12 protein-coding genes are annotated in these 12,132 nt (G+C 72.8%); 5 read left to right on the top strand and 7 right to left on the bottom strand.

From position 1 onward, the window contains the following. Positions 1-37: 37 nt before the first annotated feature. Together modB and OG202_RS28770 are read left to right on the top strand one after the other, a co-directional pair. Positions 38-874: a molybdate ABC transporter permease subunit gene (modB, locus tag OG202_RS28775; RefSeq protein ID WP_405896089.1), complete on the top strand. Its 837-nt coding sequence runs from the start codon at positions 38-40 to the stop codon at positions 872-874. Positions 875-982: 108 nt separating this feature from the next. Then, positions 983-2,284 (top strand): ABC transporter ATP-binding protein, encoded by a 1,302-nt coding sequence (locus OG202_RS28770; RefSeq protein WP_328223816.1) that lies wholly within the window; start codon positions 983-985, stop codon positions 2,282-2,284. A gap of 47 nt (positions 2,285-2,331) precedes the next feature. Here OG202_RS28770 and OG202_RS28765 read toward each other — a convergent pair whose 3' ends face one another. Next, complete coding sequence (locus tag OG202_RS28765; protein WP_326579171.1) at positions 2,332-2,808, bottom strand: ATP-binding protein; 477 nt, start codon at positions 2,806-2,808, stop codon at positions 2,332-2,334. Between the two features lie 444 nt (positions 2,809-3,252). Between OG202_RS28765 and OG202_RS28760 the strand changes: the two genes are divergently transcribed. Next, on the top strand, positions 3,253-4,005 hold the full coding sequence (locus OG202_RS28760) for a transglutaminase domain-containing protein (protein WP_328223815.1): 753 nt from the start codon (positions 3,253-3,255) through the stop codon (positions 4,003-4,005). 435 nt (positions 4,006-4,440) lie between these two features. Here OG202_RS28760 and OG202_RS28755 read toward each other — a convergent pair whose 3' ends face one another. Beyond that, the gene (locus tag OG202_RS28755; protein WP_328223814.1) at positions 4,441-5,979 is read right to left on the bottom strand and encodes a sensor histidine kinase; all 1,539 of its coding nucleotides are present in this window, start codon (positions 5,977-5,979) and stop codon (positions 4,441-4,443) included. A gap of 11 nt (positions 5,980-5,990) precedes the next feature. Beyond that, a complete protein-coding gene (locus tag OG202_RS28750) occupies positions 5,991-6,737 on the bottom strand; it encodes a response regulator transcription factor (protein ID WP_327728292.1) in 747 nt (248 codons plus the stop codon). Positions 6,738-7,017: 280 nt separating this feature from the next. On the opposite strand from OG202_RS28750, the gene OG202_RS28745 reads away from it, so the two are divergent. Beyond that, positions 7,018-8,334, top strand: coding sequence for a glycosyltransferase family 4 protein (locus OG202_RS28745; protein WP_328223813.1), 1,317 nt, complete (start codon positions 7,018-7,020; stop codon positions 8,332-8,334). A gap of 42 nt (positions 8,335-8,376) precedes the next feature. On the opposite strand, the gene OG202_RS28740 is transcribed toward OG202_RS28745, so the two are convergent. Together OG202_RS28740 and OG202_RS28735 are read right to left on the bottom strand one after the other, a co-directional pair. Beyond that, the gene (locus OG202_RS28740; RefSeq protein ID WP_328223812.1) at positions 8,377-9,000 is read right to left on the bottom strand and encodes a CE1759 family FMN reductase; all 624 of its coding nucleotides are present in this window, start codon (positions 8,998-9,000) and stop codon (positions 8,377-8,379) included. Beyond that, positions 8,997-10,085, bottom strand: a complete 1,089-nt coding sequence (locus tag OG202_RS28735) for an LLM class flavin-dependent oxidoreductase (RefSeq protein WP_327732147.1) — start codon at positions 10,083-10,085, stop codon at positions 8,997-8,999. The genes OG202_RS28740 and OG202_RS28735 overlap by 4 nt, the downstream gene beginning before the upstream one ends. 155 nt (positions 10,086-10,240) lie before the next feature. Between OG202_RS28735 and OG202_RS28730 the strand changes: the two genes are divergently transcribed. Next, the gene (locus OG202_RS28730; protein WP_327728294.1) at positions 10,241-11,056 is read left to right on the top strand and encodes a helix-turn-helix transcriptional regulator; all 816 of its coding nucleotides are present in this window, start codon (positions 10,241-10,243) and stop codon (positions 11,054-11,056) included. A 26-nt stretch (positions 11,057-11,082) separates the two neighbouring features. Here the strand turns inward: OG202_RS28730 and OG202_RS28725 are convergent, their stop codons facing one another. Both OG202_RS28725 and OG202_RS28720 read right to left on the bottom strand, forming a co-directional pair. Then, positions 11,083-11,238, bottom strand: a complete 156-nt coding sequence (locus OG202_RS28725) for a hypothetical protein (protein ID WP_328223811.1) — start codon at positions 11,236-11,238, stop codon at positions 11,083-11,085. Beyond that, entirely contained in the window at positions 11,238-12,014 is a 777-nt protein-coding gene (locus OG202_RS28720; protein WP_326579186.1) for an SDR family NAD(P)-dependent oxidoreductase, read from the bottom strand. The genes OG202_RS28725 and OG202_RS28720 overlap by 1 nt, the downstream gene beginning before the upstream one ends. Positions 12,015-12,132: the final 118 nt, after the last annotated feature.

The raw sequence follows: 12,132 nt of genomic DNA, 5'->3' as shown, positions 1-12,132 counted from the left end.
CGGGGGCAGGACCAGGGGGACCTTGCCGGGCGGGAACCTGCCCGGCAAGACCGTGACAGGCGGAGCCGCACGGCCGCCACGGGTACGGCGCCTGCGCGGCTCCGTCCCCGTCCCTCTCCTCCTGCCCGCCCTGCTCGGCCTCGCGTTCCTGGTGCTGCCGCTGGTCGCGCTGCTCGTACGGACACCGTGGGCGAGCCTCCCGGAGCAGCTGACCAGCGCGGAGGTGTGGGAGGCGCTGCGACTGTCGCTGGTGTGCGCGACGCTGGCGACGGCCGTGAGCCTGGTGCTCGGGGTGCCGTTGGCGTGGCTGCTGGCCCGGGTCGACTTCCCGGGCCGTGGTCTCGTACGGGCCCTCGTCACCCTCCCCCTCGTCCTGCCCCCGGTGGTCGGCGGTGTGGCCCTGCTGATGGCACTCGGCCGCAACGGGGTCGTCGGGCGGCTACTGGACGACTGGTTCGGGCTCACCCTGCCCTTCACCACCACCGGGGTGGTGATCGCGGAGGCGTTCGTGGCCATGCCGTTCCTCGTCATCAGCGTCGAGGGCACGCTCCGGGCCGCCGACCCGCGCTACGAGGAGGCCGCGGCCACCCTGGGAGCCTCCCGGTTCACCGCGTTCCGCCGGGTGACCCTGCCGCTGATCGCCCCCGGGATCGCCGCCGGCGCGGTGCTCGCCTGGGCGCGGGCGCTGGGGGAGTTCGGCGCGACGATCACCTTCGCCGGCAACTTCCCCGGCCGTACCCAGACCATGCCCCTGGCCGTCTACCTCGCCCTCCAGAGCGACCCGGCCGCCGCGATCTCCCTCAGCCTGGTCCTGCTCGCGGTGTCGGTGGCGGTACTGGCGGGTCTGCGGGACCGGTGGATGACGGCGTCGTGAGCGAGGCCGAGGCGGTGGCGGTGGCGGTGGCGGTGGCGCGTGAGCGAAGGGTGAGCCGGTGGCTGCGGCGCATGAGCGATACGCCGGTGACGAGGAGGGAAGCGACCCATGAGTGAAGCACCGATCGCCGCCGAGCCACCTCTCGCCGAAGGGACCGACGGCACCGAAGGGACAGCCGGCTCTCAAGGCGCCGAAGGCTTCCGGCGCTCCGAAGGTCTGGACGCCCACCTCGTCGTCCGGCGTGGTGACTTCCGCCTGGACGTCTCCCTGACGGCCGCCCCCGGTGACGTGGTGGCCCTGCTCGGCCCCAACGGCGCCGGAAAGACCACCGCGTTGCGCGCGCTGGCGGGCCTGACCCCGCTCACCGGCGGCCATCTACGGCTGGACGGCGCCGCGTTGGAGCGTACGGCGCCGGAGTCCCGCCCGGTCGGCGTCGTCTTCCAGGACTACCTCCTCTTCCCGCACCTCACCGCCCTCGACAACATCGCGTTCGGCCCCCGCTGCCAGGGCCTGGGCAAGGCGGCGGCCCGGGCACAGGCCGCCGAGTGGCTGGACCGGATGGGCCTCGCCGAGTACGCCGGCACCAAGCCGCGCCGCCTCTCCGGCGGCCAGGCCCAGCGCGTCGCCCTCGCCCGCGCCCTCGCCACCCGCCCCCGCCTGCTGCTCCTGGACGAGCCCCTCGCCGCCCTGGACGCCCGTACCCGCCTCGACGTACGGGCCCAACTCCGCCGCCACCTCGCCGAGTTCGATGCCGTCGCCGTACTCGTCACCCACGATCCCCTCGACGCCATGGTCCTGGCCGACCGCCTCGTCGTGGTCGAACACGGCCGAGTGGTCCAGGAGGGCACCCCGGGCGACATCGCCCGCCACCCCCGCACGGACTACATCGCCCACCTGGTCGGCCTGAACCTGTACCGGGGGCGGTCCGAGGGCCACGTCGTACGACTGGACGCGCAGGACCCGAGCGGCACACGGCCCCCGGGGCCCGCCGTGAGCAGCGCTGACACGGGCGGACGCGGCACGGGCGGACGCGACACGGGCGGGGCGGGCTCGGACGTACACGGCTCGGGCGGGACGGGCTCGGACGCCCACGGCACGGACGCCCCCGGCACGGACCCGGCGGTGATCACGACCACCGACCACCTCACCGGCCCGGTCTTCGTCGCCTTCCCCCCGAGCGCCGTCACCCTCCACCGCGACCGGCCCACCGGCTCCAGCGCCCGCAACCTCTGGCGGTGCGAGGTGGCCGGCCTGGAGGTGCACGGCGACCAGATCCGTGCCGACCTCACGGGCGAACTCTCCCTCACCGCCGACCTCACGACCGTGGCCGCCGCCGAGCTGGGGCTGCACACGGGGACCCCGGTATGGGCGACGGTGAAGGCGGCGCAGACCCACGCGTATCCGGCGTGAAGATCCGGCGTGAAGGGCGTCACCACTCGGCGCGAAGGGGTGGGGCACTAGTTCGGTGCCGCCAGGTCGAACCACACCGCCTTGCCGTCGGGATGGACGAGGCCGCCGCCGTTGGGGAGGGCGGCTGCGGTTCCCCAGTGCCCCTCGGTGAGGGCGTCCACGAGGTAGAGGCCGCGACCGCCCTCCTCCCACCCGCCCGGGGTCAACTCCCGTAAGACCGGCGGATTCTCGTCACCGTCGTAGACGATCACTCTGACCCGCCAGGACTCCACCGCCAGCCACAGAACCGATCCTCCACCTTTGGCGTGCACACAGGCGTTCGTGACCAGTTCGGATGTGCACAGGGCGGCCGCGTCGACGAGGGCGTCGAGACCGAGGGCACGCAGCACACTGGTGACGAAGTCGCGGGCGATGTGCGGGGAGGTGTCCAGGGACGGGCAGAACAGGGTGTACGTCGTCGCCGCGGGCGAGAGCCAGGGGGCACTGAGGATTGGGGCGGGGAGGCTACGGGCAGTTTCGGTCATGGCTGATCAACTCCGTTGCGACGAGAAGGGATTGCTCGGGTCCCTACCGCGTCGGTGGCTCCCCCTCGGGTGTCGACGGCCCGGGGTGCGCTTTCAACTGGCGGTACACAGGGGTGGATTGCGGATGAATGCGGACGACTGCGGACGGACTGTTTGTGAGCGGCGGGGCTGAGTGCGAGGTGGGATGCTTGTGAGTAGCCAGTCGAGCACTCTCCGTGAGCGCAGGAATGACCGTAGTCGGCGTGTTCGCGCCGCCGCAATGGGGTCGGTGGAAGTACTACGAAAGCGCGTCGCCGGGGGCCCGGCAGCCGCGGCCCGGCCCTCCCCCCGAGTGGCCCGCGAACCGGCGGCACGACGTGTGATGATGGGCCGAGGGTGCCCGCAGGGGACGGGCGGCGCTCCCCGGGGGAGCGGGAACGAGACGGGTACGGGGACAGAACTGTCATGACCAGTCGGTTGCTCATGTCGTACAACGCGCAGGCCCAGCGGGCCGGGACGCTGGCCCGGGAACCGGCGGACGTGGTCGGGTCCACGCGGGCCACGGTGATCCTGGACCACGACGACCCGCTGGTCGGGGCGGTCGCGCGCCGGGTGCTGGGCGAGGCGACGCCGCGTGACGCGTTGCGGACCGCGCACCGGATCATCGCGCGGGACGTACGGCCGGTGTACTCGGTGGAGGACCGCCGACGGGTGTCGCGGACGCTGCGGCTGGGGCGCGGCTCGTGCAGTCAGCGGATGGCGGCGCTGGAGGCGGTCGCCCGGGCCGTCCGGGTACGGACGCGGGTGCGCGGGCTGCTCGTGGACGGGACGTTCTGGTATCCACGGTTCCCGCGGCTGAAGCCGTTCGTGCCGGAGCAGGTCCTGCTGGCCTGGCCGGAGTTCAGGATCAGCGGCGCGTGGGTGCCGGTCGGCGAACTCTTCGACGGCCCCGACGCCGGCGGTGGCGGCTTCGCCAACAGAGGCGGTGAGACCCTCTTCGACGCGATCGCCCGTACGGGCGTCCGGTGGGACACCTGCGGCACCGCGTCCGGCTCCGCCTGCGACCTCTCCGCCCAGGTCGTCGCCGACCTCGGCCACTTCGACGACCGCGACGACCTCTTCGAACGCCACGGCCAGACGCTCTGCTGGACGGCCCGCACCCTCACCGAACCGGTACTCGGCCGCTGGAGCGCGGGGGCGGCCCGGCCCGCCGCGTGACGGACGCACTCCGGGGGGCTCACCCCGGCAGAGCACCGCGATGACGGAAGGCCGGTTCAGCCGCGTGCCCCGAACGGTCTTGGGCGAGCTGGCCCCCGGCGTACTGACCCCGGAGCGGCGACACGCCTCCTGTGCGTCGTCCGGGCCCGGGAGGCCGGTCCCCCTCGCGCGACCTGGCCGCACAGGTACAGCCAGAGGCGCGGGAGAGGCCCCGAACCATCACACCTGTGGAACAGGGGCCCCGCACGCTGACGCCGCGCGACCAGCCGTACCGCGGTCTCACCTTCCACGACGGGGCGTGGCACTGGGCGATGCCGACGATCCGCGGCCCCTCCCACTGGGCGGAACACCCGGAACCGGCCGGACCGCCGGACGAGTACAGGGCTCTCGACCGAGCTGGCCGCCCCTGGGCGGACAGTCACGCCCGTCCGCCCTTCACCCCTCGACCCCCCGCACGGTGAACCCCGTCACCAACCCCCCGCCCTCCCGCCGGAACGCGAACGGCGCCCCGCCGTGCGCGGCCGCCACCGCCCGGACGATCGACAGGCCGAGCCCGGACCCGGGCAGGCTGCGGGCGTCCGGGGCGCGGTAGAAGCGGTCGAAGATGCGTTCGAGGTCGCAGTCGGGGACGCCGGGACCCCGGTCGAGGACCTCGACGCGGACGACGTCGGAGTCGTCGCCGGGCCGGCCCGGTCCGGCTGGTTCGCCGAAGTCGCCCAGGTCGCCCAGGTCCCCCAGTTCCCCGAGTTCGCCCAGCTCTCCGAGGGCCCCCGCCGACCCCCGCGCGACGACGACCACGATCGCGCCGGAGCCCGCGCGGTCGAACTTGGCCGCGTTCTCCACCAGGTTCGAGATGGCCCGCTGCAGGGCCCCGGCCCGCCCCTCGACGGTCGTGTCACCGGCCACGCGGACGACGACCTCGCGCCCGGTGCGCCGGCGGGCGGTCCCCGCGACGTCCTCCGCGAGGTCGGCCAACTGCACCCGCTGCACCGGCTCGGTGCTGGACTGCCCGGCCGCGAGGTCGACCAACTCGTTGACCAGGTCGGTCAGTTCGAGGGCCTCCTGGGAGAGGTCGTCGACGAGTTCCTCGCGTATCCGGGGCGGCAGTTCGTCGATGCGCCGGAGCAGCGAGATGTTCGTACGGAGGGACGTGAGGGGGGTGCGCAGTTCGTGCCCGGCGTCCTGGACCAGGCGCCGCTGGTCCTCCTCCGACTGGGCGAGGCGGACCAGCATGCGGTCGAAGGAACGCCCCAGGCGGCCCACCTCGTCCCGGCCCGCGACCGGCACCTGGATGCCCAGATGCCCGGTCCGGGCCACGTCCTCCGCCGCCCCCGCCAACTGCACCAGGCGCCGCGTCTGCCGCCGCGCCAGCCACCACCCGAACAACCCGGCCGAGATGACGATGCCGGACACGAACAGCAGGGTCCGCTGCTGCAGCTCCCGCAGCAGGTCCTCCGTGTCGCTGAACTCCTGCGCGACCTGCACGGCACCCCGGCCGCCACCGAGCGCGACGGTCACGACCCGGTAGCGGTCGTCGCCGACCTCGACCTCGCCGTGCTCGACCATCACCCCGGCCAGGGCCGCGTCGGCGGTACGGCGGTCGGCGTCGCGGACGGGCAGGCCGGGGGCGCCCTCGTCGAGGATCTCCCCCTTCGGGCCGAGCACCTGGACGTCCGTACGGCCGGAGCGGATCAGGTCGTCGCGCGGGCCGCCGCTGTCGCTGGGCGCGAAGTCCTCCGGCGCCAGCGGGTCCTGCTCGACCAGTTCCCGCAGATCACGCACGACCTCGACGAACACGGTCTGCTCGTCGACCCGCACCAGCCGCGCCGCCGCGCTGTAGCTGAGGATCCCGACGAGGACGGTGACCACACACGCCACCGCCACGAACGACACGGTGAACGTCGCCCGCAGCGAGGGGACCGGACGCAGCCGGGAGAGCAGCCGGGACAACGCCCGGACGAGACGCGGCGGCACCGGCGCCGCCCTCAGTCTTCCCGCAGCGCGTACCCGACACCCCGCACGGTGTGGATCAGCGCCGGCGCCCCGGGCTCGTCGAGCTTGCGGCGCAGATAACCGACGTAGACGGCGAGGTTCTTGGAGCCGGGCCCGAAGTCGTAGCCCCAGATGCGGTCGTAGATCGTCGCGTGGTCGAGGACGATCCCCGCGTTGCGGACGAGCAGTTCGAGCAGGTCGAACTCGGTCCGGGTCAGCTCCAGTTCCCGCGCCCCGCGCCACGCCCGCCGCGCCTGTACGTCCATCCGCAGCCCGGCGGCCGTGAGCAGCCCGCCGGCGTCCGGGGCCGCGGCCCCGGCGGCGGGAGGCGCGCCGGCCGGCGACGGGAGCGGCTTCGCGAAGCCGTCCGCGTTGCCCGTCCGCCGCAGCAGTGCGCGCAGCCGCGCGAACACCTCTTCCACGTCGAACGGTTTGACGACGTAGTCGTCCGCGCCGGCGTCGAGGCCGGCGATCCGGTCGGCGGTCTCCACGAGCGCGGTGAGCATCAGGATCGGCGTCCGGTCGCCCTCCGCGCGCAGCACCCGGCAGACCTGGAGGCCGTCTATGCCGGGCATCATCACGTCGAGCACGAGCACGTCGGGCTGGGTGCGGTGCGCCTGGGCGAGCGCCTCGACGCCGTCGGCGACCGCCGTGACCTCGTACCCCTCCAGGGTCAGCGCGCGTTCCAGGGCATGGCGGATGGCGCGGTCGTCCTCGGCGAGCAGCACGTTCTGGGGCACCCCACCAGTCTGCCAAGGTCACGGGCGCCCACCACCTCGCCGGGAGCACCGGGCCGCCCTTCTTACCGGCCTCTCACCCCGACCGCGCGGCGGACTTACCACTCCGGAGCAGCGTGTCCGTGTGACACCCGCCCGCACGGGAACCCGGGCAGAGCGAGCAGATGGAGTACAAAGGGTCTGAACCATCCAAACCGTCATGACCAACCGCATCAACGGACAACTACGCCACCCTCGTACAACTGCATCACCGCATCGCTCACGCCATCGGGAAGGTAGGGCCTTGAGCCGCCGCAAGAAGATCGTGTTTCTGCTGCACAACGCGTACGCCATCGGCGGCACCGTCCGTACGACGCTGAACCTGGCGTCGGCGCTCGCGGACCACCACGACGTGGAGATCGCCTCGATGGCCCGCCATCTGGACGCACCGCGCTTCACGGTCGACCCCAGGGTCACGCTCGTCCCCCTGGTGGACATCCGCGCGTACAGCCCCGACCTGCGCGATCCGGCCCAGGCGCAACCCGCCACGGACTTCCCGGCGGAGGACAAGCGGCACCGCCAGTACAGCCGTCTCACCGACCTCCGGGCCCGCGCCTATCTGGCCCGCTGCGGCGCGGACGTCGTCATCGGCACCCGCCCCGGCCTCAACGTCTACGTCTCCCGCTTCGCACCCCGCCGCGCCCTGCGCATCGGCCAGGAGCACCTGCGGCACGACGCCCACACCAAGCAGCTCCGCAGGGTCCTCGCCCACCGCTACCGCACCCTGGACGCGGTCGTCACGACCACGGCGGCGGACGCGGCGGTGTACCGCGCACGGATGAACCTGCCGGGCGTACGGGTGATGTCGGTGCCCAACATCGTCCCGGAGTCCGGGGTCGCCCCGTCGGACTGCGCGGCCCCCGTCATCGCGGCCGCCGGCCGCCTCGCCCGGGGCAAACGCTTCGACCTCCTCCTGGAGGCGTTCGCGAAGGTCGCCGCGAAGGAACCCGACTGGCAGCTGCGCATCTACGGCGGCGGCAAGCAGCAGGGCCGTCTGGAAACCCTCATCCAGGACCTCCACCTCACCGACCGCGCTTCCCTGATGGGCCCGCACACCCCCATCGAGGAGGAGTTCGCGCGCGCCTCGATCGTCGTCAGCGCCTCCGAGGCCGAGTCCTTCGGCATGACCCTCGTCGAGGCCATGCGCTGCGGCGTCCCGGTCGTCAGCACGGACTGCCCGCTGGGCCCCGCCGAGATCATCACCGACGGCACCGACGGCCGTCTCGTGCCCGTCGACGACCCCCACGCCCTCGCCGACGCCATCCTCGACCTCACCGCCGACCCGTCCCTGCGCCGCGCCATGGGCCGAGCCGCCCTGGCGAGCGCCCACCGCTACGACGCGGCCCCGATCGTCGCCAGGTACGAGCACCTGTTCGCGGACCTGCGCGAGACCAGGCGCCGACGCGCCTGGGAACGGGAGTCGACGAGGGCGAGGGCCTGGCTGCGACGCCGGGTGCGTGCCGGGAAGAGGGCGGCCCCGGCTTTCCTCAGGGGCGCGGGGCTGTCACCCGTGCGGCTCCGCCGCGCGGGCGCGAGCAACCACAAACAGCCCGCGGCCTGACCGCCCCCGCGCTCCGGGCGGCGCTTCTCAGCCCTTCAGCTCTCAGCCCTTCAGCGCCGCCAACCGCTCCGCGAAGGGAACGACGACGAACTCCTCCGGCTCGGCGGACGACGCGACGCCGCTCCCCGAAAGCCCGGCCATCAACCCGCCCAACTCGGACGCCGCCCGCTCGATCCGCCCGGCCAGCCCCTGCGCACCCCAGTCCTCGGACGCGGCATACACACCCGTGGGCACCACCACGGCCCGCAGATACGCGAACAACGGCCGCATCGCGTGCTCCAGCACCAGCGAATGCCGGGCCGACCCTCCGGTGGCGGCGATCAACACCGGCTTCCCCGCCAGCGCGTCACGGTCGAGCACATCGAAGAACGACTTGAACAACCCGCTGTACGAGGCGGAGAACACCGGCGTCACCACGACGAGCCCGTCGGCCCCGGCCACCGCGTCCGACGCGGCGGCGAGCTTCCGGCCCGGGAACCCGTTGGTGAGGTGGTGCGCGATCTCCACGGCCAGCTCGCGCACTTCGACGACCTGGACCTCCACCGAGGTGTCGTGCCCGGCCACCGCCGCGGCCAGCCGGTCCCCCAGCAACCGCGTGGACGACGGCACACTCAGCCCCGCCGAGACGACGACCAGCTTCCTGCGACGCCCTCCCGCGGCATTCACGCGACCCTCTCCTTCTCCGCCGCCGCCAGCAGCGATCCGTGCGTCGGCGCGTCCGGCACGTCCGCCGGCCGCCCCTTCGCGAACTCCTCCCGCAGCACCGGCACGACCTCCTCGCCGAGCATGTCGAGCTGCTCCAGGACGGTCTTCAGGGGCAGCCCCGCGTGGTCGACGAGGAACAGCTGCCGCTGGTAGTCACCGGCGTACTCCCGGAACGCCAGCGTCTTCTCGATCACCTGCTGCGGGGACCCGACGGTCAGCGGGGTCTGGTCGGTGAAGTCCTCCAGGGACGGCCCGTTGCCGTACACCGGCGCGACGTCGAAGTACGGCCGGAACTCCCGTACCGCGTCCTGCGAGTTCCTGCGCATGAAGATGTGTCCGCCGAGGCCGACGATCGCCTGCTCGGGCGTGCCGTGCCCGTAGTGCGCGTACCGCTGCCGGTACAGCTCGACCATCCGCTTGGTGTGGTCGGCCGGCCAGAAGATGTTGTTGTGAAAGAAGCCGTCGCCGTAGTACGCGGCCTGCTCGGCGATCTCGGGCGAGCGGATGGAGCCGTGCCAGACGAACGGCGGTACGTCGTCCAGCGGGCGGGGCGTGGAGGTGAAGCCCTGGAGCGGCGAGCGGAACTTGCCCTCCCAGTTGACGACGTCCTCGCGCCACAGGCGGTGCAGCAGCGCGTAGTTCTCGACGGCGAGGTTGATGCCCTGCCGGATGTCCTGCCCGAACCACGGGTAGACGGGCCCGGTGTTGCCGCGCCCCATCATCAGGTCCACCCGCCCGTCGGCCAGGTGCTGGAGCATCGCGAAGTCCTCGGCGATCTTCACCGGGTCGTTGGTGGTGATGAGGGTGGTGGAGGTGGAGAGGATCAGCTTCTCCGTGCGCGCGGCGACGTAACCGAGCATCGTGGTCGGCGACGACGGCACGAACGGAGGGTTGTGGTGCTCCCCGGTGGCGAAGACGTCGAGCCCGACCTCCTCCGCCTTCAGCGCGATCTCGACCATCGCCTTGATGCGCTCGCGCTCGGTCGGCGTCCGGCCCGTGGTGGGGTCCGGCGTCACATCACCGACGCTGAAGATCCCGAACTGCATCATCGCTGCCACCCTCCGAGGTTGTTCACGATTCAACTATACCGGTGAACGAGGGCCCCCTCTCCACTATTCCTCCGGTGGGAGCGGTGCTCTCAGGGGCAGTGCAGGCGGCGGTACCGAGGGCCACTGTCAGTGGCGGTCCCTACCATCGCCTCATGGCCGCCCCACGCCGTGACACCCGCGGCATCGTCGACGCCCCGGAGCTCTTCGCCCGGGTCCGCTTCCGCCGCCGCGAACCCGCCGAGCCGCTCCGCCCGTACCTGGAGCACTACTGGCTGATCGACTGGGACCTGCCCGAGCCGTACGTCTCCCAGGTCGTCCCGCACCCGTCGGTGAACGTCGTCTTCCAGCGGTACGAGGGACAGGCGCCCTTCGCCGAGATCTCCGGGATCGGCCTCGGCCTCTTCGCCCAGAAACTGGAGGGCCGGGGCCGGGTCTGCGGTATCCAGTTCCGCCCCGGCGGCTTCCGCCCCTTCACCCCGTCCCACCCCGCGACGGACTGGACCGGCCGCCGCGTACGACAGCCCGAGGCGTTCCGGGACACCGACATCGACCCGGCCGCGATCCTCGCCCCCGACGACGAGGACGCCCGCGTCGCCGCCCTCGACGCGTTCCTCACGGGGCTCGCCCCACACCCCGACCCCCAGGCCGACCTCGCCATGGCCCTCGTCGAGCGCATCCGCACCGACCGCACGATCCGCCGCGTCACCGACTTCGCCCGCGCCGAGGGCCTGTCCGTACGACTCCTGCAGCGCCTGTTCTCCGCGTACGTCGGCGTCGGCCCCAAGTGGGTGATCCTCCGCTACCGCATCCACGAGGCCCTGGAACGCGCCGAGACCGACCGGGCGATCGACTGGGCCGCCCTCGCCGCCGACCTCGGCTACGCCGACCAGGCCCATCTCGTCCGCGACTTCACCGCGACGGTCGGGGTGCCGCCGACGGCGTACGCGGAAGCGGTGTCCCCGGCCTGACCCGGCGGCCGCCCGCGGCTACTCCACTACTTCGCGTGCGTGACCGCGTAGATCATCACGAACGCCACGATGTGGATGCCGAAGAGGAAGTACCCGAGGTACCACCACATGTACCGCTCGTTCTTCTTCTCCTCGGCGAGCCGGCGCTTCTCGGCCGTCGGCTCCCCGCCGTCTGGTGCCATCACAGCTCCCGGTGGACCTTGGTGTTGGAGGCCTGGGCGCGGGGGCGCAGGACGAGCAGGTCGACGTTGACGTGGCTGGGCCGGGTGACCGCCCAGGTGATCGTGTCGGCGACGTCGTCGGCGGTCAGGGGCTCGGCGACGCCCTCGTAGACGCTCGCCGCCTTCGCCGCGTCGCCGCCGAAGCGGGTCAGCGCGAACTCGTCCGTCTTCACCATGCCGGGCGCGACCTCGATGACCCGGACCGGCGTGCCCACGATCTCCAGCCGCAGCGTCTCCGCGAGCACGTGCGCACCGTGCTTGGCGGCGACATAGCCCCCACCACCCTCGTACGTCCCGTGCCCGGCCGTCGACGACACCACGACCACCGTGCCGTCACCGCTCGCGGTCAGCGCGGGCAGCAGGGCCTGGGTGATGTGGAGCGTGCCGATGACGTTCGTCTCGTACATCGTGCGCCAGTCGGCCGGATCGCCGGTCGCGACCGGGTCGGCGCCGAGCGCGCCGCCCGCGTTGTTGACCAGCACACCGATGGTCCTGAACGCGCTCGCGAACTCGTCCACCGCCACGCGGTCCGTGACGTCCAGGGCGTACGCCGTGGCCTGCCCGCCGCCGCCGTTGATCTCCTCGGCCAGCGCCTCGATACGGTCCTTGCGGCGCGCGGTCAGCACGACGCGATACCCGGCCGCGGCCAGCTGCCGGGCCGTGGCGGCGCCGATCCCGCTGCTCGCCCCGGTGACGACGGCGATGCGGGAGGCGGCGGACGGTGCGGCGGTGGCCATGAGCTGCTCCTGGGGCGGTACGGAATCGAACGGGACCGGCCGGGACCGGGCAGGGAACCGACCGGCGGTCGAACGGTTCCCGCCCGGCCAGGATAGGCGGGCGGTGAGACAATGAGAC

Origin of the sequence: Streptomyces sp. NBC_00310 (genome assembly GCF_036208085.1) — a bacterium.
Classification (GTDB): domain Bacteria; phylum Actinomycetota; class Actinomycetes; order Streptomycetales; family Streptomycetaceae; genus Streptomyces.
Note: the sequence above shows the minus strand (reverse complement) of the source record. Positions and strands in the feature narration are given on the sequence as shown.

Coding starts and splice junctions, on each gene's coding strand:
- OG202_RS28770 (WP_328223816.1), top strand. CDS start 983: ATGAGTGAAGCACCGATCGCCGCCGAGCCACCTCTCGCCGAAGGGACC.
- OG202_RS28765 (WP_326579171.1), bottom strand. CDS start 2,808: ATGACCGAAACTGCCCGTAGCCTCCCCGCCCCAATCCTCAGTGCCCCC.
- OG202_RS28760 (WP_328223815.1), top strand. CDS start 3,253: ATGACCAGTCGGTTGCTCATGTCGTACAACGCGCAGGCCCAGCGGGCC.
- OG202_RS28735 (WP_327732147.1), bottom strand. CDS start 10,085: ATGCAGTTCGGGATCTTCAGCGTCGGTGATGTGACGCCGGACCCCACC.
- OG202_RS28730 (WP_327728294.1), top strand. CDS start 10,241: ATGGCCGCCCCACGCCGTGACACCCGCGGCATCGTCGACGCCCCGGAG.
- OG202_RS28725 (WP_328223811.1), bottom strand. CDS start 11,238: ATGGCACCAGACGGCGGGGAGCCGACGGCCGAGAAGCGCCGGCTCGCC.
- OG202_RS28720 (WP_326579186.1), bottom strand. CDS start 12,014: ATGGCCACCGCCGCACCGTCCGCCGCCTCCCGCATCGCCGTCGTCACC.